Origin of the sequence: Sinorhizobium sp. KGO-5 (genome assembly GCF_036245905.1) — a bacterium.
GTDB classification, from domain to species: domain Bacteria; phylum Pseudomonadota; class Alphaproteobacteria; order Rhizobiales; family Rhizobiaceae; genus Sinorhizobium; species Sinorhizobium meliloti_A.
This window is the reverse complement of record NZ_BDIZ01000001.1, coordinates 245,972-268,500: the sequence shown is the minus strand read 5'-3', so window position 1 is coordinate 268,500 and position 22,529 is coordinate 245,972. Positions and strand designations below refer to the sequence as shown.

Here is a 22,529-nt window from a genome sequence, read left to right as displayed (position 1 = left end):
TGTTCAGCGCATCATCGCGGCGACATTGCCGCCGTCGACGGTGACGACCGCGCCGGTGGAGGTCCGTGCCTTGGCCAGATGCACGAAGGCCGCCGCCACGTCGGCGCCTGTCACCTCGCGCCGAAGCATATTGCCTCGCATATAGTCCTCAGCCGTCACGCCCCGCGCCTTCGAGCGTTCCTCAACCATCTTGTCGGTCATGAGGCCGGTACGGATACGGTCTGCATTGACGGCGTTCGAGGTGATACCGGAGCCGCCGTGCTCGATCGCATATTGGCGCATCAGCGCCATCAGCGCCGCCTTTGAAGTCCCGTAGGGGCCGAAATCCGCGCCGGGATTCACCGCTTGTTTGGAGACGTTGAACACCAGCGCGCCGCCCGTTTTCTGCTGCTCCATAACGCGCACCACGGCACGCGCGACATAGTGATGGCTCCAGAAATTGAGGTCGAAGGCCCTTCGGAATGTCGCCTCGTCGACGCCAAGCAGCTTGCCCTGGAAGGCGGCTCCGGCATTCGAGATCAGAATGTCGACACCGCCATAATGCGCCACGGCCTTGGCGACAGCTGCGTCTACCGCCTCCGGATTGGTCACGTCGCACAGCACCGGCAGTGCGCCGAGCTTTTTCGCCGCCGCATTCAGTGCCCCCTCGGAAATGTCGAAGAGCGCGAGTTCGGCACCCTCCGCCTTCAGTGCCTCTGCCACCGCGAGACCCAGCCCGCTTGCTGCGCCGGTAACGATCGCCACCTGTCGGGTCAAAGGCTTTTCCTGCACTTTTGCCAGCTTCACCTGCTCAAGCGACCAGTATTCGATGTCGAAGAGATCGGCCTCAGAGAGCGCCTCGAACGCCTCGATGCCTTCCGCTTTGGTGATGACGTCGATGGTTGCTTCCGCCACGTCCGCACCGACGATCGCATTCTTTCGCGCCGCGCCGGCGGCGAAGAGGCCGATGCCGGCGACATAAAACACCCGAGGCTTCGGGTCGAGCATGCGCTTGCCACCGCCGACACGGGCATTGTTGCGCTCGAAATAATCCCTGTAGTCAGCCTCGAAGGCGGCAACCGCAGCCCGCGCCTGCTCTGCCCATTCGCCGAGCCTGTCCTTTTGCGGCGCCGGCAGTGCCACTCCGAAGCGTTTGATGTGAATCACGTGCTCCGGTGTCGCATTGCCGCGGCGCGTCAGGCTGTCGACGTTTTCGGCGTTGCAGAATTCGAGGATCTTCTCGCCCGTACGGTGCTCCAGAACGAACCGCTTCGGCGTACCTTCGAGACCCGTCTCGATCGCCAAAGCCCCGCGCAGGATCGGCGCAATCTCCGCGGCGGAGGCCAGCTTGTCGGGGAGGACGATGCCCGCGAACGGCTTCGCCCTGCCCTGGGAGAGACGCCGCTCGGCCTTGTCGATTTTGGCGATCATGTCCTCATAGGCCTCTCGCGGCTCGTCCGACCAGGTGAAGATGCCGTGCTTCAGCAGGATCATGCCGTCGCCCTTCGGGTTTGCCTTGAAGGCGGCATCGCAGGCCTTGGCCAGATCGAAGCCCGGCATCACATAGGGAACGATGATCGACTCGGGAAAGAGTTCCCGGATCAACTCTTCGCCATGCGGCTGATTGGTGAGCGAAACGATCGCATTCGCATGGGTGTGATCGATGTGCTTGAAGGGAAGGATCGCATGCAGGATGGCTTCGACCGACGGGTTGGGCGAAGCTGGATCGATGAGCAGGCGGCGTTGGAGCATCACCATGTCGTCGTCGGAGAGCGTCTCGAAGCCGATCATCGCCTGCAGCGGCTGCAAGCGCACCGCCGGCAGTCCCTGCGGCTCGATCGTACCCATGTCCCATCCGCTGCCCTTGACGCAGAGTACCTCCACCTCGGTGCCGTCCATCTCTTTGAACGTGGTCTTGACCGATGTGTTTCCGCCGCCGTGCAATACCAATTCCGGATCGGAGCCCAGCAGCCGGGTCGTATAGGTGCGGACCGCAAGATCACGATTGACGCCTTTGGCGGTATAGCCCTCTACGGTCGAAGTGAATTCGGAGTCCAACCAGCGCGACTTCATGACAGTTCCTTTCCTGGCCGGCACCGCGTTCGAGCGGCCGGCTCCCAGTCGATCATTAGTGTAATGTCCGGTCCGCAGCGGTCAGATGCGGACCTCGGTCTCGGCATCGAACACGTGCACCTTGGAGGGTGGGATCGCGAAGCGAACCTCGGCGCCCTCCGAAAACCGCTCCGCCTTGTCGACGACCGCGACGAAGCTTCCCTCCGGGCCCTGGCAGAAAAGCTGCGCGTCATGGCCAAGCCGCTCGGTGAGGATCGCTTTTGCTGCAAGCGGACCTGCGGCATCGACCACCACGTCGGTCGGGCGCAGGCCGAGGACGACCTTCCTGCCCGGCTTCAATGCCGGGGACGCCTCTACGGCCAGCCGGCCGGCCGCCGTATCGACGGCGGGAGCGCCATTGTCCGCCACCACGGTTCCGGGGAGGAAGTTGATGGACGAAGAGCCGATGAAGTCTGCAACATATTTGCTGGCGGGCCGGTCGTAGACATCGTCGGGCGAGCCGATCTGCTCGATCTTGCCCGCGCGCATGACGACGATCTTGTCGGCCATGGTCATGGCTTCGATCTGGTCATGGGTGACGTAGATAGTGGTGGTCTTCAGCCGGTTGTGCAGCTGGCGGATTTCCGTGCGCATATGAGCGCGCAGTTTGGCATCTAGATTCGACAGCGGCTCGTCGAACAGGAACACCTCCGCCTCGCGCACCATGGCGCGACCCATGGCGACGCGCTGGCGCTGGCCGCCGGAAAGCTCCTTAGGATAACGATCGAGATAGGGGGTGAGGTTGAGGGTTGCGGCCGCCCATTCCACCCGCTCCTTGATCTCCGCGGAAGGAACCTTCGCCACTTCCAGGCTGAAGGCGATGTTGTCGTAGACCTTCATCGTCGGATAGAGCGCGTAGTTCTGGAAGACCATGGCGATCGAACGGTCACGCGGATGCACGTCGTTCACACGCTTTCCGCCGATCATGAGATCGCCTTCGCTGACGGCCTCAAGGCCGGCCGTCATTCTGAGCAAGGTCGTCTTGCCGCAGCCCGACGGTCCGAGCAGGACCACGAATTCGTGGTCCTCGATTCGGAAGGAGATGTCGCGCATGATCGTGACGGCACCGAAGGACTTGCCGATATTCTGATATTCAACGGTCGCCATCGGTCGTTACTCCCTTGTTCGTTTCGGCCGGCCGTCGCGGCAGCTCTGTCTCAATACTTCTGCCGCGTCGGCGTGATGACGATTTCCTGGACGATCGCGCGTTGCGGCAGCCGATAGGCGTCGAGGATGAGGTCCGCGACGATTTCGGCTGAAATACCGCCGCCGATCGCCGCCTTATTCGCCTTGTAATTGGCAAGAGTGGTCTCGTCCTTCACGTGGTCCAGCACCTCCGTTTCAATGATGCCGGGGGAGACGACGATGACGCGCACGTCGTGCGGCGCCAGATATTCGCGCAGACTTTCGGACACCGCGTGGACGAAGAACTTTGTGCCGCAATAGACCGTATGGTCCGGGTAGACCTTGCGTCCGGCGATCGAGCTCATCATCACCAGCGTTCCCTGCTTCCGCCCGATCATACCGGATAGCACCGCATGCACGCTGTTCATCACACCCTTGGTGTTGATGTCGATCATCTCGTCCCATTCTTCCGGTGCCTGACGGGCGATGTCGCCGAGCCGTGCGATGCCGGCATTGGCAAACATCATGTCGACCGGCCCGAACTTCGCCTCGGCTTCGCCGACCGCATCCGCAAGTGCAGCGCGATCGCGCACGTCCGCCTTCTTCAGAACGGCATTGGGCAAGTCCAGCGACTCGAGCCGGTCGAGCCTGCGGGCTATGAGCAGCAACGGATGGCCGGCCTTGGAGAAGGCGCGTGCAACGGCCTCTCCAATGCCGGAGCTGGCGCCAGTGATCGCTATCAGCGGTTTTTCGGGCATGGTGGTCCCCTGTTTTTGCGTTTGTCCCGGCTGGAAGGGGCACCGCTAAGACGGCGCGCGCTTGCCGATGCGCAATGTCGCCGCCGCATCCGACATGCAGCGGCACCCCATCCGGATGTGCGTCAGCCTTTCAGAACGGTTTCGACCTGCGAGGCGATGTCGTCCATCGCCTCTTTGGAGGAGCCGTAGCTGCCGGCGAAATACTTGCCGAGACCGACGGGAATCGTATCGCTCGACAATTGCGCCCATTCCGGCAAGTCCGGTTCCGAGCCCATGTATTTGTCGATCGTCTCGCGGACGACCGACAAGTGACGGGTCGTGCCGGCGCCGACGCGGGCATTGGCCTTGACGCGCGGGTCGTCATAGACCGAGGCGCGGGTGGGGCCGGTGCCGCCGCCGAGCGTGGTGATGAGGGCTTGCGTGTCGGCGCAGGTGGCCCATTGCATGAAGATCCAAGCCGCATCCGGGCTTTTCGAATATCTGGACACCGCCAGCGACGAGCCGCCCTGGTGGCCGGTACCGGGGATTTCGCCGTAGCCGCATTCTTCGGGCTTCCTGAGCGCGGCCGGCTGCGGCGGGACGACCGCCTCGCAGAGGCCGGAAACCTTGGTCTGGCTGGCATCGTCGAAATAGGGAAAGAACTCGCCCCAGGAAAGCATGGAGGCGGCAACCCCCTGAGCGATCGCCTGGCCCTGGCCGTCCCAGGTCCACTGGTCGACACCCGGCGGCATGGTTTCCTTGAGCCTGGTGTAATAGTCGAGCGCGGCGATGCCCCGTTCGTCGTTGCCGACGAACTTCTTGTCGGCATTGAAGATCGAGCCGCCATTTCCCCAGAGCATGGAGGTCCACTCGCACTCCAGCGCATAGTGGCCCGACTTCATCTGCCCGGCATAGCCGTAGAGGTTCGGCCCCATTTCCTTCGTGATGGCGGCGGAATTGTTCAGCAGGTCCTCGAACGTCGTCGGCGCCTTGAGACCGAGCTTTTCGTAGATGTCCTTGCGGTAGATCATGATGAAGATGGGAATGTCGTAGGGAACGCCAACCCAGCGATCCTCATACTTGGCGATGCCGTCGACGAGAGCCGGCATGAAATCGTCGATGTTGTAGTTCGGCATGGCGAGGTCTGGCTTGTCCTGAAGCTGCTCGCGCGGATCGAACACGTCCTGGCTGAAGGATGCCGACCAGCTCTGGTCGATGTAATAGAGATCGTAGGTTCCGAGCGAAGAGGCGACGTCAAGCGTCAGCTTCTGCAGAACCTGTTCGAGCGGCAGGACCTCGATCTCGACCCTGATGCCGGTCGCTTCCTCGAAATATTTCTTCAGCTGCGAGTTGATGGCGTTCGACGGCGGAGTGGATTCCGTGGCGAGCTTCAACGTCGTTCCCGCAAAGGGCTTGGCGACGTCCTTGAGCCAGGAGATCACCTCGGCCGACGGCTGAAGCTGTTCCTGGGCGAGCGCCCTGCTTAGGCCGAAGGGGCGGTTGCCGAAACCCATTCCGAGCGCGGTTGCGCCGAGGCCGAGCGTGCCGGCGGCGCGCAGGAAGCTGCGGCGGTCGATCTGGCCGCGGACGAAGCGGTCGGTCACAGACGCGAGATAAAACTTTCTGTCTTTCTCTTTCATGTCTTCCTCCTCTATCGGCGCCGGAAATGGCCCCGATCTCTCCTGTTGTCGGCGCGAGCGCCGCATTCTCACTGCTTCAGCGAACCCATCGTCAGGCCACGGACGAGGTGGCGTTGAACGAGCAGGATCACGACGAAGGCGGGCACGATCGCCGCTGCCCCGAGGGCGGCCATGTTGCCCCAGGCCGTTCCGATCGATGTCACGAAGGTCGACGACACGACCGGCACGGTCTTCAGCCCGGTCTGCGTCAGGGTCAGGACGAAGAGAAACTCCGTCCACGAGAAGATGAAGCAAAGTACGGCGGTAGCGGCGATGCCGCCCTTGGCCATCGGCAGCACGATGCGTCGGAAGATCGTCCAGCGCGACGCGCCGTCGAGCAGCGCGCTCTCGTCGATCTCCGCCGGTATGTCGTCGAAGAAGCTCTTCAGAAGCAGTACCGCCAGCGGCAGGTTCATGAGACCGTGCACGAGGATGACACCCGTATAGGTATCGAGCAGGTTGAACTGCTTGAATATGAAGAACATCGGGATCGCCACCGCTACCGGCGGCATCATGCGGGTCGACAGCACCCAGTTGACGAATTCATGGCGGCCGCGGAAATGCATGCGCGACAGTGCATAGGAGGCAAGTGTCGCGACCACGATCGCCAGCACAGTCGAGCAGGATGCGACGACGATCGAATCCCAAAGGCGCGGCCCCATGTAGAAGTTGCCGCCACCCGGCGTCACGGCTTCCTGGCTGCCGAAGCCGAAACCCAGCGATATGCCGAAGACTTGCTCGAAATTCCTCACGGTCGGCTGGAAGCCGAAGAAAATCGGCGGCCAGTTGAAGATGTCCTTTGCGTCGCGGAAGGCGACCGATGTCCAGAAATAGATCGGGAAGAAGAAGGCTCCGACGACGAGCCAACCGGCAATGGTGCGCAGCGTGCGGGCGAAAGCGCTCTGATGCATGTTACCACCTCACCTTTGCAACGCGGATGAATGTGTTGGCAATGACCATGACGATGATCAGGCTCGTCAGACTCAGCGTGGCGCCGTAGCCCCACTTCAGGAACGAGAAGGTCTGCTGCCAGGCATAGAGACTGACCGTGTAGGTGGCGGTGCCTGGCCCGCCCGAGGTCATGACGAAGACGTAGTCGAACACGCGGAAGAGGTCGATGCCGCGCAAGAGCACCGCGACGGCGATGACGCGCGACATCATCGGCAGCGTCAGCCGGCGGAACATCTGCCAGGACGATGCGCCGTCGATCATCGCCGCCTCGTAAGGCTCCGCCGGCAGCGAGCGAAGCCCGGCCAGGAAGATCAGCACCATGAACGGCGTCCATTGCCAGACTTCCGCGATCAGAACCCCGATCAGCGCGAGCGAGGACGTGGCAAGCATCGGCGTCGCCTTGTCGAGCAGGCCGACGAGGCCCAGCAGATAGGAGAGCGCCCCGAACTGCGAATCCTCCATCAGGAGAAACATCATGCCGGCAATGGCGGGGGGGATGACCAGCGTCATAGAAAGCACCGCGCGCAGCATCCCGAAACCCGGCAGTTCGGCGTCGAGGAGAAGCGCGATCGCCATGCCGAGGACGATTTCGATCGTCAGGGCCACGGCGAAATAGAGGAACGTGACACCAAGTGCACCCCAGAAGCGACTGTCGTTCCAAAGTTGAATCCAGTTGTCGACGCCGACGAACTTGAGTCCTCGGCTCTTCGGCACGAATTCGTGGAAGCTCAGCCAGACATTGTAGATGAACGGATAGATGGTGAAGACGGCGAGCAGCGCGATAAGCGGCAGGAGCCACGGCCACGGCGAATCCGAGATCGCGATGCGTTTTACCTGTGCAATCGACATTGCCTTCTCCTCCCACGGACGCCAGTCGCGGCGGTAACCCGCCCTGGTCCGTCCCCTCCGACAATTCGACGGTGCGGAACACCGTCGTCTCCCCTCGTGCGCCCGCCTTCCCCGGAAGCGGTCCTAGCCTGCCGCGCGCGCCGCCTCGCCGCTGCGGCGCCGTTCCTGCATGTATCTGTCGAGCGCCTCTATCTCCTCGCTCGTCATCCGCAGTCCCGACTTCGTGCGCCGCCAGACTGCGTCGGCAGCCGTTAGTGCAAACTCGCGCTCCATCAGGAAGATGATTTCCGCCTCTGTCATGGAGCCGCCGAAGTCGCGGCCGAGATGGGCGCGCTCCCGTGCCTTGCCGAGAATGCCGCGTGCCTCCAGTCCGTAATGACGCACCAGTCGGCGCGCCTCCCGCCAGGTGAGATAGGGATGCTCGGAGAGAACGGCTCTTGCGAGATCGTCGGCCGTTCCAACCGGAAAGGCGCCGCCTGGAAGCGGCTGCGCCGCCGTCCAGCCCCGCTGCCTGGTCCACTCGGGAAAGACCGTCGCGAGCTGTTCCAGGACATCCTCGGCCAGGCAGCGATAGGTGGTGATCTTGCCGCCGAAGATGGAGAGCATCGGCGCCTGCGCTTCCGGCCGATCGAGCTCCAGCACGTAATCGCGCGTCGTCTCCTGCGCGTTGGCTGCGCCGTCGTCGAACAGAGCGCGCACGCCGGAATAGGTCCAGACGACGTCGGCTGCGGAAAGATCGGCACGGAAATAGGACGATGCTGCGGTCAGCAGATAATCTATCTCCTCCGCCGACGCGGTGACCTCTTCGGGAGCGTGCCTGTAATCCCGATCGGTCGTGCCGACGAGGGTGAAATCCTCCTCATAGGGAATAGCGAAGAAGATGCGGCCGTCCGGATTCTGAAAGATGTAGCAGCGGTCGTGCTCGTAGAGCTTCCTGACGACGATGTGACTGCCCTGAACCAGGCGTACGCGGCCCGCCGCACCGACGCCCGCGACGTCGGACACGATCCTGTCGGCCCAGGGGCCCGCGGCGTTGACGAGGGCGCGAGCCGTCGCTTCGCTCTTCAGGCCGGTCTCGGCATCTTCGAAAGTCAGCCTCCAGAGACCGCCTTCGCGGCGCGCGGCTACGCAGCGTGTACGCACCCTGATGTCGGCGCCTCTCATCGCCGCATCGCGCGCATTGAGTACGACGAGTCGGTTATCCTGCACCCAGCAGTCGGAATATTCGAACCCAACTGACGAGACGTCGCGCAGCGGCTCCCCTGCAGGGTGGTTCCTCAGCCGCACGGTCTGCGTTGCCGGCAGGAGCTTGCGCCCGCCCAGATGATCGTAGAGGAACAGGCCGAGCCGCAGCAGCCAGGCGGGACGCAATCCCTTGCGGTGCGGCAACACGAAGCGCAGCGGCCAGATGATATGCGGCGCGATTCCCCAGAGCCGCTCGCGCTCTTCCAGAGCATGGCGGACCAGTCGAAACTCGTAGTGTTCCAGATAGCGCAGGCCACCATGAATGAGCTTGGTGGAGGCCGAGGATGTGGCCGAACCGAGGTCGGATTGTTCGGTGAGCAGGACCCTCAGACCGCGGCCAGCCGCATCGCGGGCGACGCCTGCTCCGTTGATGCCGCCGCCGATAATGGCAATGTCGAAGGCCGCTCCCTTCATGCCGCGTCCCTCCCCGACCGGGCGTCGAGGATGTGGTTCGCAACCTCGACGAAGCCGTGACCTCCCTCGCGGGCCGCCACATAGGCCGGCTCCGCCTCGATGCGACCTTTGAAGGAGAGCACGTTCGCAACGCCACAGGCATTGGGGAAGAAGCCGAACATAGGCGCATCGTTCGGGCTGTCGCCGACGAAAACGATCGTCTCGCGCTCGCTGTCGATGTCGACGCCCAGAATGTCGGCGGCGAAGCGACGCGTCGTGGTCAGCTTGTCATAGGCGCCATACCAGCCGTTGACATGGATGGAAGAGATCTTGGCGACGGCACCCTCCTCCTCGAAGATGCGCTTGATCCGGTCCACCTCCGATGCCGGGAGCGCCGGCACGTCCTCGCAAAAATCGATGGCGAGATCGGCCTCTCGGTAGAGCTGATCGGCAGAGACCGCTGCGCCGCGCACTTCCGCGAGGATACGGGCGCTCACCTGGCTGAGCTTCTCGCGGTCGGCGGCACGCTGGGCTTCGGCGATAGCGAAGCGGCGGTGCATGCGATGCTCCGTCTGGTCGTAGGCGAAATAGAAGGCGCCATTTTCGCCGACGACTCCCGCGACCGGCCACATGCGGGCGATCATGTCGCACCAGCCGGCCGGTCGCCCGGTAATCGGGGCAACGGCAACGCCCGCATCGGCGAGGCGCTCGACGGCGTCGTAGGCGGCGGCCGGCAGCCGGCCTTCGTTGGTCAGTGTGTCGTCGATGTCGGCAAAGAGCACCTTGATCCGGGCGGCGACATCGATAGGCATCTCGGCAACCGCGCGCATCGCCTCACGCCTCCCCGGCGGCGAAATCCTCGAGGATGCCCGCGTCGGCGGCGATATCGAGGAAGGTGTAACGGTTGCGCATCTCTCGGCAGTGCAGCACGGCCTCCCGGTAGGTATCGGCGGGCAGCCCGAGGTCGGCCGCCGTCATCGGGCCGCCGGCATCCCGTAGAAGTCTCTCCATCTCGGCCACCGGCAGTGCGAAAGCCTCCAGCTCCCGGCGCAGCGTCGGCCAGAGTTCGGAGAGCTTTTCGTTGATCTCGCCGGCGGAAGCTGCATCGAAAATCTTCGGCTGGATTTCGGCGTAGCACTGGGCGGCGATGTCGTCGCCCATACGCCGGGCCATCTCGGAAGGGTCGATCTTCGTGGGGCGGACGACCGGCGGCTTGTCGCTGTCGAGGAAGATGCGCTGCAGCCGCGCCATGGTCAGCGTTGCTACCCCCACCTGCTGGCCGTGCAGCGTGCCCGGATGATTTTCGCCGGCAAAGCAGTCGATATAGTGAGATATCTGATGCTCGCCCATCGAGCCGTGGTTCGACATTCCGGTGAAGGAGACCCCAAAGCCGCAAAGCGTCAGGACGCGATGAAGGTAGCCGTTGGCCTCGATGCGACCTTCGGCAATGCCCGCCGCACGCGCGTTCAACGCCCGCTCGTCGGCACCCTGGAGGATATAGGGTACGCTGGAATAGAGACTGCCCGTCAGCCGGTGGGACATCCACCAGTCGATTTGCGCGACAGAGCGCACGAGGCAATCGGCGAAACCGGCCGCCGAGAGATAGCGAGGCGCCGCGGCAGTGACCGCGAGATCGACGAAAAAGCCGGCCGGCGCATGCGAGGGAAGCGAGACCTTCAGGCCGTTTTCCAAGGTGATGGAGGCAGTCGTCGAAGTATAGCCGTTCATCGAGGCGGCCGTCGCGAACACGGCGTATCGGCGATTGGTGCGCCCGGTGACGAATTTGCAGAGGTCGTTGATCGTGCCGGAACCGACCGCGATCACGGCATCCGCCCCGGAAAGCCTTTCGGTCAACGCGCTCACGGCACCCATATCCGCATGCGGATGGTCGAGAATGACCGCATCGACCGGACCGAGGCTCTTCAGCGCGGATGCGACGCGCCCGCCCATCGCATCCCAGGTGGCTGCGTCGCAGACCACCGCATAGCGTTCGCCCAAGCCGAGGCTGGCGACGAGATCGGCCTCGGCTCCGTCCAGCGATTCCGCAATGGCGATCTTCTCGTAGGGAACGCTGGCCGGCCTACCCGTTTCGGGGTTGATCCAGTTCCCGGCAAGAATGTCGTCGATGAGGACCGCCCAGCCTCCTTCGGGCGCACATGCGGCGGTGTTCTGCTGGCTTGCCGTTTCCATACCCTCGTTCCGTGCTCTCAATCTCGTAGCATGTGACAACATGAATTGGCATATGTCAATACAGATGCCAGAGCTGATTGACAAATGCCATCAGGCTCTGCCAGATAGCACCATGGCAAGGGAAAAGACTTCCGGCAGGACCGGCGAGGAAACCACGGCGGGGATACCCACCGAGTTCGATGATGCGGTGATGTGGGCCGCCTGGCTCTACTATGCCGACCAGATGACGCAGAGCGAGATCGCCAAGCAGCTCAACGTATCGCGAGCCACCATCGTCAATTACCTGCAGGAGGCACGCGAGCGCGGCATCGTCTCCGTGAACATCAACCCCAAGGCCGGCGGCCGCACCAGCGTCGCCCGCGCGCTGATGGAGAAGTTCGGCCTTCAAGGCGCCTTCGTCATCCCGAACGGTGACGAGGAGAGCCTGTCGCAGCGGCTCGGCGAAGCCGGCGCGCGCGTGTTGGCCGACCAGATCGAGGACGGCGATACGATCGGCGTCGCCTGGGGGCGCACCGTACTCGCCGTCGCAGACCGCATTTCCCTGACGCGCCCTGTCGGAAATCTTACCGTGGTGCAGGTCTCCGGCAGTTCGACCGGCGAGCCCAACTTCTCGCCCGAACTCTGCACCTCCCTGCTTTCGAACCGCATCCACGCCCGCTGCGTCAACCTTCTGGCGCCTGCCGTTCTGTCGACGCGCGAGCTGAAGGCGGCGTTGCTCAACGAACCGGTGCTGAGGAAGCAGATGGATCTGGTGCATTCGACCAACCGCATTCTCTTCGGCGTCGGCGACATCGGCACGAAGAGCACGGTGCGGGCCTCCGGCATCGCAAGCCGGGAGGAGATAGACGACTATGTCGCGCGCGGTGCCACGGCCGTGATTATCGGTCGCTTCATCGATGCGCATGGTGCCGCGATCGGCGGAGACCACGATGAAAGGATGGTCGGCATTTCGCTCGACGAGCTGAAGCAGGTGGCGAGCCGCATTTGCGTGGCCGGAGGCGCGGTCAAGATCGCCGCGATCACCGCCACGCTCGAAGCCGGCTACGCCACCCATTTCGTAACCGACATCGCCACGGGAGAGGCGTTGCTGGCGAAGTGATCAGGGCGACCCCGGTCGTCCGGTGCGGCTGATCTCGGCCGGGAGGAAGGGCCAACGCGTGTGGTGCGGTCTGAGGAGGGCCGCATAGTGCTGAGCCGTGGAGGAGGTGCGCATGCAGCTGGACGAACGCTATGTCATCGGCTTGGATTCATCGACCCAATCCGTCAAGGCCATCGCCTGGACAGCGGACGGCACACCGCGTGCCGAGGGCCGCGCGCCGCACCACATCTCGACGCCGCATCCGCTCAAGGCGGAGCAAGATGCCGAGGACTGGTGGTCGGCCGCCTGCCAGGCGCTGTCATCACTCATGCGCCAGATCGATCCGGCCCGGGTCGACGGTATTGCGATTTCGAACCAGCGCGAAACGATGGTCCTGCTCGGCCAGGACCGAAAGCCGCTCAGCCCGGCAACCCTCTGGCTCGACCGCCGCGCGCAGGACGTGGTTCAGCTGCTCGCGGACGAATTCGGCGCCGAGCGGCTGCATGCGACCTCGGGCAAGCCGGTCGACACCATTCCCTGCGTGTATCGCCTTTTCTATTATCGGCAGTATGAGCCGGAAATGCTGGACCACGCGGCGCAGATACTGAGCGTACATGATTACCTGACTCAGAAGCTGACTGGCGAGGCCGCTGCAAGCTGGACCAGCGGCGATCCCTTCGGGCTCCTCGATATCGAGACGAAGCAATGGTCCCGCGCGATTCTCGACCACCTCGGCATTCCGATCACCAAGCTGCCGCCGCTTTACCGGCCCGGTACGCTGATCGGCGAGGTAACCGCGGATGCGGCGGCGGCGACGGGCCTCGCCGCGGGGGTGCCGGTCTATGCCGGCGGCGGCGACGGCCATTGCGCCGGCCTGGGAGTCAATGTGATCAAACCGGGCGTCGTCTATCTCAATCTCGGTACGGCCGTCGTCGGCGGTTGCTGGACCCCGACCCGCAAGCTCAGCCGGTACTGGCGCACCCTGGTCTCGCCGAGCGGCGAAGGCTATCTGCTCGAAAGCTGCCAGCGCGCAGGCGCCTATTTCGTCAACTGGCTGCTGGACACCTTCGCCGGAGGACGATCGGATTCCTCAATTTTCGAGAGGCTCGAAGCGGACGCGGCCAGCCTGAGTGTCGGCTCCGGTGGCGTCACCGTCTGCTCCTACCTCATGGGCTGCATGGACCCGCACTGGGACGCGGATGCCCGCGCAGCCTTCACCGGCATGGGTCCTGAGACGGGCATGGGCCATCTCTACCGTGCCTCGATGGAAGCCATTACCCTGGAATTCGTCCGGTCCCTGCGCGAGATGAGATCGATGGGCGTATTGGCCGACCGGATCTTCGTCATCGGCGGCGGCGCCGGCAGCCCGCTTTGGCGGCAGATGATCGCAGATGCCAGCGGACTGCCTGTCATTCGCAGCCTTTCGAACGAGGCCTCCGCACTCGGCGCCGGGATGTCCGCTGCCGTCGGCGCCGGCTGGTACGGGCATTTCAGCGAGGCCGCCGACGCCATGTCGCGCCTCGCCGAACAGGTCGAACCGCGCCCAGCCACCGCCGAAGCATGGGCGGCGCTGTCCCGCCGGCAGGCAAACCTCTATCACGCGATCCGCCACCTCGACCATGCCGATAACGGCACCTGACCCATTTGTGTTGACGACAGTTGGCCGTGAGGCATCGCAGAAACGCGCGGACCTTTCCGACACGCTTGAATTATCCCCGCGAATCGCCACCTGATCACTCGGGCGCGACTCCAAACGCTGGAGTTGCAGAAGGAAGGGGCTGTCATGGGCGGTATGGATATCGCAGTCGTCGCATTCGTCGTTGTCGTGATCCTCGTGCTCTTTGCCGGGATCAAGACGGTGCCGCAGGGCTACCGCTATACGGTCGAGCGTTTCGGCCGTTACACGAGGACGATGGAACCGGGGCTTAATCTCATCGTCCCCTTCATCGATCGCATCGGTTCCAAGCTGAGCGTGATGGAGCAGGTGCTCGACGTTCCGACGCAGGAGGTCATCACCAAGGACAATGCGAGCGTGTCGGCGGATGCGGTCGCCTTCTATCAGGTCCTGAACGCCGCACAGGCGTCCTATCAGGTCGCCAATCTGGAAAACGCGCTCCTCAACCTGACGATGACCAACATCCGCTCCGTCATGGGCTCGATGGATCTCGACGAACTCCTGTCGAACCGCGACACGATCAACGATCGATTGCTCCACGTCGTGGACGAGGCCGCCAATCCCTGGGGCATCAAGATCACCCGCATCGAGATCAAGGACATAGCGCCGCCGAAAGACCTGGTCGACGCCATGGCCCGACAGATGAAGGCGGAACGCGAGAAGCGCGCACAGGTGCTCGAAGCGGAGGGCTCCAGAAATGCGCAGATCCTGCGTGCCGAAGGCGCGAAGCAATCGGCGATCCTCCAGGCCGAAGGACAGCGCGAGGCCGCCTACCGCGAGGCGGAGGCGCGCGAGCGCCTGGCCGAGGCGGAGGCCAAGGCGACCCGGATGGTCTCCGAGGCGATCGCAGCCGGCGACGTGCAGGCGATCAATTATTTCGTCGCGCAGAAATATACCGAGGCCCTTGCCGCGATCGGAACGGCGAGCAACCAGAAGATCGTCCTGATGCCGATGGAAGCCTCGTCGCTCATCGGCTCGCTCGGCGGCATAGGTGCGATCGCGAAGGAGGTCTTCGGTGAAGGCACCGCGTCCTCCCCGCGCCAGCGCCAGTCGACGCCCCGAACCGGTCCTGCCGTTCCCTCGGAAACGCCCTGAGGATCGCCCATGATCACGCGCATCATCCTCGAACTCGGCCCCTGGAGCTGGTGGGTCCTCGGCCTCCTGCTGCTGGCGGCGGAGCTGATCCTGCCCGGCGTCTTCCTCGTGTGGATCGCGCTTGCCGCGCTCGTCACCGGGGCCCTCTCGCTCTTCTTCTGGGAGGCGCCGTTCTGGAGTTGGCAGGTGCAGTTCGTCGCCTTCGCTTTGCTGTCGGTCGCTTCCGTCCTTATCGGGCGGCGCTTCGTCTCCTCTTCCGCCGAGAGCGACGAGCCTCTGCTCAACAGGCGCGGCGAAAGCCTCGTCGGACGGACGGCAGTGCTCGAGCAGCCGATCAAGGAGGGCCGCGGGCGCGTGCGGCTCGACGATACGACATGGTCCGTCGAGGGCCCCGACCTTCCGGTCGGCACACGCGTGCGCATCGTCGCGAGCAGCGGCCGCCACCTGACGGTCGAGCAGATCTGAACACATCCGCGTTCGGAAACTGCGGTAGAGAAACGATTGGTTAACCACGCGCCTTTACGATTGCGAAACGATTGCAATCAAATTGCGGACAGACGGCGCATGGTGCCCAATATCTCACGCTCGATGATGGCGGGCGCCTTGCGTGTGAAGCCGCCGGCATGGCTGCTGGCGGGCTGCGCTTTCCTCGCCTGTGCGCCAGCGAGCGCGCAAAGCCTCGGCGATCCATCCCCGGCGGGCGTCTCCGTCGCCGCCTCAGCAGACCAGCCGCTTCCGGTCTTAATCGACCCGCAGGAGACCGGCGCCCTTGCCGGAACCGACCTTTCGCCTGCCCTGGACGAGGACTTCAACCGCCTGAACCGGCGCGAGGAGACGATCGACGGGCTGCGCAGGCGCATCGATCCCGATGACGGTCAGGCGCCCGGCATTCGCATCGGCACCTTCGTTCTGAAGCCGGCGCTCAGCGAGACCTTCAACCACGAACGGCAGAAGAACGGCGGCAGCAGTCAGAGCCGGAGCTTCATGGAGACCGGGCTCAAGGGTTCGCTCACCTCCGACTGGTCCCGCCATCAGCTCAGCGTGACCGGCGAAGGCGTGATCCAGGACAACATATCCGGTGAGGGCCAGGAGGAGCCGCGCGCCGACATCGACGCGGAACTGCGCCTCGACCTCGGCGCGGAGACCATTGCAAGGCTGAGGACAGGCTACAGTTTCGAACGCGAAGATGCGAACGACCCGAATGCCATCGCCAATGCAGACAGCCAATCCGGCGTCCATAGCTATCGCCTGGGCGCCGCGGTCGAGCGCGACCTCGGTCTCATTCGCGGCTCGCTCGGCGTGGATTTCGAGCGCCGCACCTATGGCGATGTCGAGCTCGACAATGGGACGACGCTCTCGCAGGAGGATCGCGACCGCAATCTCGGCACCCTCACCGGGCGGATCGGCTACGAGCTTTCGCCGGCGCTCGTCCCCTTCCTCGAGGCCTCCGTCGGCAAATCGATCTATGATCTGCGTCGGGATACGTTCGGCTTCGAGCGCTCCTATGAGAGCTATGCCGGCCGCGCCGGCATGGAGGTCGATCTCGGCGAAAAGCTCAACGGTGAACTGGCGCTCGGTTACGAGACCTTCCGCTTCGACGACGAACGGCTCGGCGACCTCAACGGATTCTCGCTCGACGGCCGCGTCAACTGGTCACCGCACCGCGGCACCGACGTCCTTTTCGGCGTGCTGACCTATGTCGATCCCTCGACCACTCCGGGCGAGGCGGGATCGATCAATTACGAGCTGACGAACGTGGTCACGCATCAGTTGCGTTCGACCCTCGTCGGCCGGCTTTCGAACAGTCTCACCCTTCGCGATTTTCCTTCGGATGCGACCGCCTCCGACGAGACGACCTGGCGAACCGGCGCCGGACTCACCTGGGACATGAGCCGCTATCTCGCGCTCACCGGAGACGTGAGCTACGAGCGCACGGAAAGGGACGAGGGTAGCTCGACCGATACCACGCGGGTTGGCCTCGGCCTGACGCTCCGGCGCTGATCGGGAGGGCCGCGTTGCGCGGCCTCCCCGGCTACGCGCGAGCTTACTTCAGACCCTGCAGGAGCGTCTTGAGCGGTCCTTCCACGATGGGGCGGATATCGCCGCGCTCGAGAGCGAAGGCGACGTTCGCCAGGATGAAGCCGTCCTTGGCGCCGCAATCATACGTATCGCCGCGGAAGCGATAGGCGGCGAAGGCCTGGGCTTCGGCGAGCTTCACCATGCCGTCGGTCAGCTGGATCTCGTTGCCGGCGCCGCGTTCCTGCTTTTCCAGGATCGGGAAAATCTCCGGCTGCAGGATGTAGCGGCCATTGATGAAGAAGTTCGAAGGAGCCGTCCCCTTGGCCGGTTTCTCGACCATCTTGGTGATCCGGAAACCGTCGCCGACCGTCTCGCCCACGCCGACGATCCCGTATTTATGCGCCTGGTCGGGCGCGCATTCCTCGACCGCGACGACGTTGCCGCCGGACTCTTCGTAGAGCTCGACCATGCCCTTGAGGCAGCCCTTCTCGCCCTTCATGATCATGTCGGGCAGGAGCAGCGCGAAGGGCTCGTTGCCGACGAGATCGCGGGCGCACCAGACGGCATGGCCGAGGCCCAGCGGTGCCTGCTGACGGGTGAAGCTCGTGGTACCGGCCTTCGGCAGCATGGCTTCGAGGAGCTCGATCTCCGCCTTCTTGTTGCGCTCGCGCAGCGTCTGGTCCAATTCGACCTGGATGTCGAAATAGTCCTCGATGACCGCCTTGCTGCGGCCGGTCACGAAAATCAGATGCTCGATGCCGGCTTCGAGCGCCTCATCGACGACATATTGGATGACCGGCTTGTCCACCACCGTCAGCATCTCCTTCGGAACCGCCTTGGTCGCGGGAAGGAAACGGGTCCCGAGACCTGCAACGGGGAAAACGGCTTTGCGGACTTTGCGCTTGTCGGTCATTGGCACCTCCTTGCAGTGCATCTCAGTCTAGCCTGAAACAGGAAAATTGAATTGGATTTAGTCGCCCATTGCCAATTTTTTACGAAGGAAGACGACTCGGTATTTTCATGGTAAAGACTTTGTTGACTTCGTTTCTGTAGGCTTCTCCCTCGACCGGTACGGCTTCCGCCGTCCGGTCCCTAGAAGAACCGCATACTGCCCTTTCCAGTGGCCTGGTGCGGGCAAATTGCGAACCTCGGAGTAGTCGGTCCGGCATGAACGCCGGCTGAACGCTCCACCGAGAAACGGAACCGACAGCAGATGATGAAAAACCGCAGGACGTTCTTCCGACATATCGCCGCCGCTCTCGTTGTTGCCGCCGCTTTTGGGTCGTCGCCCGCGCGTGCGGATCAGGGTTTTCAAAACTGGATCAATAACTTCTATGCAACGGCTGCCAAGAGCGGCATCAGCCACGCGACCTATCGCAAGGCCTTCGCCGGCGTGAAGACGCCTGATCCGGCCGTGCTGGAGAAGGCCGCTTATCAGCCCGAATTCAAGCACAAGATCTGGGAGTATGTCGACGCGCGTGTCAATCCGTATACCAAGCGGATAGGACAGGAAATGGCGGCGAAGCATGCCCGCACGCTCAATGCCCTCGAACGGCACTACGGCGTCGACAAATCCATCCTGCTCGCCATCTGGTCGATGGAATCGAACTACGGCGCGATTCTCCAGAAAGACGACCGGCTGCATTACGTGCCGCGGGCGCTGGCGACCCTTGCCTATGCCGATTCAAGGCGGTCCAAATTTGCGAAGACCCAGCTCATCGCGGCACTGAAGATCCTGCAGAGCGGCGACATCACCCCGCGGGAGCTGACGGGTTCCTGGGCGGGCGCCATGGGACACACCCAGTTCATTCCGACGAGCTATCTGCTCTATGCGGTCGATGCCGACGGAAACGGCCATCGGGATATCTGGAACTCGGTGCCGGATGCGCTTGCAACGGCTGCCAATCTCTTGCGGAAGAACGGCTGGCGCCCCGGCGAAACATGGGGTTACGAGGTCGTCCCGCCGGCCAATGCGGCGAAATATTCGGGCCAGACCAAGACGCTCGGCCAGTGGGCGGCCCTCGGCTTCTCCCGTCCGGGCGGCAGGGGCTTCAGCAATCCGAAGATGCGGGCCGAACTGAAGCTGCCCGGCGGCGGCAACGGCCCCGGATTCTTGATGACGAAGAACTTCTTCGTCATCAAGCGCTACAACGCCTCCGATTCCTACGCGCTCGGGGTCGGGCTTCTTGCGGATCAGATCGCAGGATATGCCGGCATGCAGCAACGCTGGCCGCGTCCGGACGGTTCGCTCGACATCAGCGAAAAATTCGAACTGCAGAACCGGTTGAAGGAACTCGGCTATTACGACGGCGAAGTCGACGGCAACTTCGGCTCGGGCTCGAAAGCGGCAATCCAGGCGTTCCAGAACCAGAACGGCCTGGCGCCGGACGGGGAGCCGACACAGCGTCTGTTGCGCGCCCTACGCAGGTGAACGCACCCGCAGCTTTCTCTCATCACGGCGATTCCCGATCAAACGGTGCCAATCGCCGTGATCTGGCGTATGGTTGCGGGAGTGTCTGCCATTCGACGGTGAAATGATCATGCTGACGATCCGATACCGCGGGAAGGGACTGTTTTCGCGTTTGCTTCGGCTGGCTCCCGTCTTGCTCGGCGCTGCGGCGATGGTCGCCGCCGGTTTCTTTGCCACTGTGGCCGAGGCGCAGGAGCGGGTGCCACGACGCAACGTGCTGCAAAGGCTCTTCGGCGTCTTCACGCCGCAAAGGCGCGTCTATTACGAGGATCAATACGATCTTCGGCGCCAGCCGCGGCCGCAGCGCATACAGAAGCGCCGAGCGCAACCATCGGAGCCACGGCAGTCGCGCCCGAGCCGGGCCAAGCCGCGGCCCGCCGCGGCACCGCCGCCCGCGCCGGTCGTCGTGGAGAAATCTCCGGACGCCAAGAAGGTCCTGGTCGTCGGAGACTTCGTTGCCGGCAGCCTTGGCGACGGTTTGAAGATCGCGTTCGAAACGACGCCCGGCATCGTCATCGAGACGCGCGCCAACGGCTCCTCGGGCATCGTCCGCGACGACTATTTCGACTGGCCCAAGGCGCTGCCGGACGCCATCGCGGAACTCAAGCCCGCCGTCATCGTCGTGAGCCTCGGCGCCAATGATCGCCAGATGATGCGGATCGGCGACGTGCAGGAGAAGTTCCGGACCGACGCCTGGACGGAAGAATACCGCAAGCGCGTCAACGCACTGGCGACGCTTGCGCGCAAGGACAATCTTCCGGTCCTCTGGGTCGGAATGCCGCCCTTCCAATCGACGTCCATGACCGCCGACATGGTGACGTTCAACGGAATCTACCGCGAAGAGGTGGAGAAGGTCGGCGGCCAGTTCATCGACATCTGGGACGGCTTCGTCGATGAAGGGGGAAAGTTCGTCCTGACCGGCTCCGACATCAACGGGCAGCAGGTCCGCCTCAGGGGTTCTGACGGCATCAACCTGACCAAGGCCGGCAAGCGCAAACTGGCCTTCTATGTCGAAAAGGACATTCGCAAGCTATTGGGCGAAGCGGCAGCGACCACGGACGTTCCCGGTGCGGAAGGCCTGAAGGACCTGGTCGTCAGCAAGCCGCTTGCCAACGAAGATATCATCAAGACGCAGCCGATCAGCCTCATCGATCCCGAACTCGATGGAGCGACCGCCCTTCTCGGCGGCGACACGCCCCTCAAGAGCACGGGCAAGAGCCCGCGCGACCGGCTCATCGAAAAGGGCGAGGTGGTCGTCGCCCCGGCCGGACGTATCGACGATTTCCGGCTGACGAAGCAGGGGCCGCCGGGCAGTTCTACCCGTTGATTGCGGAAACGCGGCTCTCCGGGAATACCGCCTTTGCCCCTCATCCGCCTGCCGGGCCGGGCGAGGACTGGCCCTACCGCGGCAGCACCGTCGAGCCCATCAGCGCCTCGTCGATCGCGCGCGCCGCCTGCCGGCCTTCGCGGATAGCCCATACGACGAGCGACTGGCCGCGGCGAATGTCGCCCGCCGCCCACAATTTGTCGACCGAAGTCCTGTAGTCGCGCTCGTTGGCGACGACATTGGTCGAACCGCGGCGGTCGGTGTTGACCGTCAGCTTGTCGCCGAGATCCTTGAGGACGCTGTCTGCGAAGGGCCCGCGGAAACCGATGGCGATGAAGGCCAGATCGGCCTTGATGATGAACTCGGTACCGGCGATCGGCTTGCGGCGCTCGTCGACCTGACAGCATTTGACGCCGGTGAGATTACCGTCCTCGTCGCCGACAAACTCGAGCGTCGCGACCTGGAACTCGCGAACCGCACCCTCGGCCTGGCTGGAGGAGGTGCGCATCTTCGTCGCCCAGAAGGGCCAGACCGCAAGCTTGTCTTCCTTCTCGGGCGGTTGCGGACGAATATCGAGCTGCGTCACCTTGACGGCGCCCTGGCGGAAGGCGGTACCGACACAGTCGGATGCCGTGTCGCCGCCGCCGACGACGACGACGTGCTTGCCGCCGGCGAGGATCGGCTCGGACGGCCAGCCCACGCTGTCGATGTTCTCGCGGCCGACACGACGGTTCTGCTGTACCAGATAAGGCATGGCGTCGTGCACGCCGACGAACTCCACGCCGGGGATGCCGGCGTCGCGCGGCGTCTCGGAGCCGCCGCAATAGAGCACGGCGTCGTTTTCATCGACGAGCTTTTGCACCGCGACATCGACACCGACATTGACGCCGCAATGGAAGGTCACGCCCTCGCCCCGCATCTGCTCGACCCGACGGTCGATGAAGTTCTTCTCCATCTTGAAATCGGGAATGCCGTAGCGCAGCAGCCCGCCGGGCTTGGACTCGCGTTCGTAGACATGCACCTCGTGGCCGGCGCGCGCCAGTTGCTGGGCAGCCGCCATGCCGGCCGGCCCGGAGCCGATGACCGCGACCTTCTTGCCGGTCTTGGTCACGGCCGGCTGCGGCACGATATAGCCCATCTCATAGGCCTTGTCGGCAATCGCCTGCTCGACCGTCTTGATCGCCACCGGCACGTCTTCGAGGTTCAGCGTGCAGGCTTCCTCGCAGGGCGCCGGGCAGACGCGGCCGGTAAATTCCGGGAAGTTGTTGGTCGAGTGCAGGTTGCGGATCGCCTCATCCCAATTGCCGTTATAGACGAGGTCGTTCCAGTCCGGGATCTGGTTGTGCACCGGGCACCCCGTCGGCCCGTGACAATAGGGAATGCCGCAGTCCATGCAGCGAGCGGACTGCTTCTGCACCTCCTGATCGGACATCGGAATGGTGAATTCGCGGAAATGGCGGATGCGGTCGGATGCCGGCTGGTACTTCGCCACCTGCCGGTCGATCTCCAAAAACCCAGTAACCTTGCCCATCTTATGATCCTGACATCTTCAATCTCAACAGGCGCGCTCGAGCGCGCGTGATGGCCCCTGACCCGGGCGGGCCG

At 63.7% G+C, this 22,529-nt stretch carries 18 protein-coding genes; 7 read left to right on the top strand and 11 right to left on the bottom strand.

Annotated features, from left to right (window positions below; translation table 11 throughout):
- Positions 1–3: 3 nt before the first annotated feature.
- From BHD07_RS01160 to BHD07_RS01120, 9 genes are all read right to left on the bottom strand, one after another.
- Entirely contained in the window at positions 4–2,052 is a 2,049-nt protein-coding gene (locus tag BHD07_RS01160; protein ID WP_338277187.1) for a bifunctional aldolase/short-chain dehydrogenase, read from the bottom strand.
- A gap of 81 nt (positions 2,053–2,133) precedes the next feature.
- Positions 2,134–3,198, bottom strand: coding sequence for an ABC transporter ATP-binding protein (locus tag BHD07_RS01155; RefSeq protein ID WP_100672938.1), 1,065 nt, complete (start codon positions 3,196–3,198; stop codon positions 2,134–2,136).
- A 50-nt stretch (positions 3,199–3,248) separates the two neighbouring features.
- Positions 3,249–3,974, bottom strand: a complete 726-nt coding sequence (locus BHD07_RS01150) for an SDR family oxidoreductase (protein ID WP_018096783.1) — start codon at positions 3,972–3,974, stop codon at positions 3,249–3,251.
- A gap of 122 nt (positions 3,975–4,096) precedes the next feature.
- The gene (locus BHD07_RS01145) at positions 4,097–5,593 is read right to left on the bottom strand and encodes an ABC transporter substrate-binding protein (protein WP_324762327.1); all 1,497 of its coding nucleotides are present in this window, start codon (positions 5,591–5,593) and stop codon (positions 4,097–4,099) included.
- Positions 5,594–5,661: 68 nt separating this feature from the next.
- Positions 5,662–6,543 carry a carbohydrate ABC transporter permease gene (locus BHD07_RS01140; RefSeq protein WP_018096781.1) on the bottom strand — a complete coding sequence of 294 codons (882 nt, stop codon included), beginning with the start codon at positions 6,541–6,543 and terminating at the stop codon, positions 5,662–5,664.
- Position 6,544: 1 nt separating this feature from the next.
- Complete coding sequence (locus BHD07_RS01135; protein ID WP_102762211.1) at positions 6,545–7,432, bottom strand: carbohydrate ABC transporter permease; 888 nt, start codon at positions 7,430–7,432, stop codon at positions 6,545–6,547.
- A gap of 123 nt (positions 7,433–7,555) precedes the next feature.
- Entirely contained in the window at positions 7,556–9,091 is a 1,536-nt protein-coding gene (gene glpD / locus BHD07_RS01130; protein WP_338277181.1) for a glycerol-3-phosphate dehydrogenase, read from the bottom strand.
- Complete coding sequence (locus BHD07_RS01125) at positions 9,088–9,900, bottom strand: HAD-IIB family hydrolase (protein WP_338277180.1); 813 nt, start codon at positions 9,898–9,900, stop codon at positions 9,088–9,090. The genes glpD and BHD07_RS01125 overlap by 4 nt, the downstream gene beginning before the upstream one ends.
- Before the next feature lie 4 nt (positions 9,901–9,904).
- Entirely contained in the window at positions 9,905–11,260 is a 1,356-nt protein-coding gene (locus tag BHD07_RS01120; RefSeq protein ID WP_338277178.1) for a sn-glycerol-1-phosphate dehydrogenase, read from the bottom strand.
- Between the two features lie 112 nt (positions 11,261–11,372).
- On the opposite strand from BHD07_RS01120, the gene BHD07_RS01115 reads away from it, so the two are divergent.
- The 5 genes from BHD07_RS01115 (at position 11,373) to BHD07_RS01095 (ending at position 17,109) form a co-directional block, all read left to right on the top strand.
- Positions 11,373–12,359 carry a sugar-binding transcriptional regulator gene (locus BHD07_RS01115; protein ID WP_338277177.1) on the top strand — a complete coding sequence of 329 codons (987 nt, stop codon included), beginning with the start codon at positions 11,373–11,375 and terminating at the stop codon, positions 12,357–12,359.
- A gap of 112 nt (positions 12,360–12,471) precedes the next feature.
- Positions 12,472–13,977 (top strand): xylulokinase, encoded by a 1,506-nt coding sequence (locus BHD07_RS01110; protein ID WP_338277175.1) that lies wholly within the window; start codon positions 12,472–12,474, stop codon positions 13,975–13,977.
- A gap of 144 nt (positions 13,978–14,121) precedes the next feature.
- A complete protein-coding gene (locus tag BHD07_RS01105) occupies positions 14,122–15,108 on the top strand; it encodes an SPFH domain-containing protein (RefSeq protein WP_338277173.1) in 987 nt (328 codons plus the stop codon).
- A gap of 9 nt (positions 15,109–15,117) precedes the next feature.
- Positions 15,118–15,573 (top strand): NfeD family protein, encoded by a 456-nt coding sequence (locus BHD07_RS01100; protein WP_127709051.1) that lies wholly within the window; start codon positions 15,118–15,120, stop codon positions 15,571–15,573.
- A gap of 99 nt (positions 15,574–15,672) precedes the next feature.
- Complete coding sequence (locus BHD07_RS01095; RefSeq protein ID WP_338277169.1) at positions 15,673–17,109, top strand: outer membrane beta-barrel protein; 1,437 nt, start codon at positions 15,673–15,675, stop codon at positions 17,107–17,109.
- Between the two features lie 43 nt (positions 17,110–17,152).
- On the opposite strand, the gene galU is transcribed toward BHD07_RS01095, so the two are convergent.
- The gene (gene galU, locus BHD07_RS01090) at positions 17,153–18,040 is read right to left on the bottom strand and encodes a UTP--glucose-1-phosphate uridylyltransferase GalU (RefSeq protein ID WP_100672930.1); all 888 of its coding nucleotides are present in this window, start codon (positions 18,038–18,040) and stop codon (positions 17,153–17,155) included.
- Positions 18,041–18,340: 300 nt separating this feature from the next.
- On the opposite strand from galU, the gene BHD07_RS01085 reads away from it, so the two are divergent.
- Together BHD07_RS01085 and BHD07_RS01080 are read left to right on the top strand one after the other, a co-directional pair.
- The gene (locus BHD07_RS01085) at positions 18,341–19,558 is read left to right on the top strand and encodes a lytic murein transglycosylase (RefSeq protein WP_338277167.1); all 1,218 of its coding nucleotides are present in this window, start codon (positions 18,341–18,343) and stop codon (positions 19,556–19,558) included.
- A gap of 103 nt (positions 19,559–19,661) precedes the next feature.
- A complete protein-coding gene (locus tag BHD07_RS01080) occupies positions 19,662–20,924 on the top strand; it encodes an SGNH/GDSL hydrolase family protein (protein ID WP_338277165.1) in 1,263 nt (420 codons plus the stop codon).
- A gap of 73 nt (positions 20,925–20,997) precedes the next feature.
- Here the strand turns inward: BHD07_RS01080 and BHD07_RS01075 are convergent, their stop codons facing one another.
- On the bottom strand, positions 20,998–22,455 hold the full coding sequence (locus tag BHD07_RS01075; protein WP_018096768.1) for a glutamate synthase subunit beta: 1,458 nt from the start codon (positions 22,453–22,455) through the stop codon (positions 20,998–21,000).
- Positions 22,456–22,529 lie beyond the last annotated feature (74 nt).

Coding starts and splice junctions, on each gene's coding strand:
- BHD07_RS01085 (WP_338277167.1), top strand. CDS start 18,341: ATGATGAAAAACCGCAGGACGTTCTTCCGACATATCGCCGCCGCTCTC.
- BHD07_RS01110 (WP_338277175.1), top strand. CDS start 12,472: ATGCAGCTGGACGAACGCTATGTCATCGGCTTGGATTCATCGACCCAA.
- BHD07_RS01160 (WP_338277187.1), bottom strand. CDS start 2,052: ATGAAGTCGCGCTGGTTGGACTCCGAATTCACTTCGACCGTAGAGGGC.
- BHD07_RS01155 (WP_100672938.1), bottom strand. CDS start 3,198: ATGGCGACCGTTGAATATCAGAATATCGGCAAGTCCTTCGGTGCCGTC.
- BHD07_RS01140 (WP_018096781.1), bottom strand. CDS start 6,543: ATGCATCAGAGCGCTTTCGCCCGCACGCTGCGCACCATTGCCGGTTGG.
- glpD (WP_338277181.1), bottom strand. CDS start 9,091: ATGAAGGGAGCGGCCTTCGACATTGCCATTATCGGCGGCGGCATCAAC.
- BHD07_RS01135 (WP_102762211.1), bottom strand. CDS start 7,432: ATGTCGATTGCACAGGTAAAACGCATCGCGATCTCGGATTCGCCGTGG.
- galU (WP_100672930.1), bottom strand. CDS start 18,040: ATGACCGACAAGCGCAAAGTCCGCAAAGCCGTTTTCCCCGTTGCAGGT.
- BHD07_RS01080 (WP_338277165.1), top strand. CDS start 19,662: ATGATCATGCTGACGATCCGATACCGCGGGAAGGGACTGTTTTCGCGT.
- BHD07_RS01075 (WP_018096768.1), bottom strand. CDS start 22,455: ATGGGCAAGGTTACTGGGTTTTTGGAGATCGACCGGCAGGTGGCGAAG.
- BHD07_RS01120 (WP_338277178.1), bottom strand. CDS start 11,260: ATGGAAACGGCAAGCCAGCAGAACACCGCCGCATGTGCGCCCGAAGGA.
- BHD07_RS01115 (WP_338277177.1), top strand. CDS start 11,373: ATGGCAAGGGAAAAGACTTCCGGCAGGACCGGCGAGGAAACCACGGCG.
- BHD07_RS01125 (WP_338277180.1), bottom strand. CDS start 9,900: ATGCGCGCGGTTGCCGAGATGCCTATCGATGTCGCCGCCCGGATCAAG.
- BHD07_RS01100 (WP_127709051.1), top strand. CDS start 15,118: ATGATCACGCGCATCATCCTCGAACTCGGCCCCTGGAGCTGGTGGGTC.
- BHD07_RS01150 (WP_018096783.1), bottom strand. CDS start 3,974: ATGCCCGAAAAACCGCTGATAGCGATCACTGGCGCCAGCTCCGGCATT.
- BHD07_RS01145 (WP_324762327.1), bottom strand. CDS start 5,593: ATGAAAGAGAAAGACAGAAAGTTTTATCTCGCGTCTGTGACCGACCGC.
- BHD07_RS01105 (WP_338277173.1), top strand. CDS start 14,122: ATGGGCGGTATGGATATCGCAGTCGTCGCATTCGTCGTTGTCGTGATC.
- BHD07_RS01095 (WP_338277169.1), top strand. CDS start 15,673: ATGGTGCCCAATATCTCACGCTCGATGATGGCGGGCGCCTTGCGTGTG.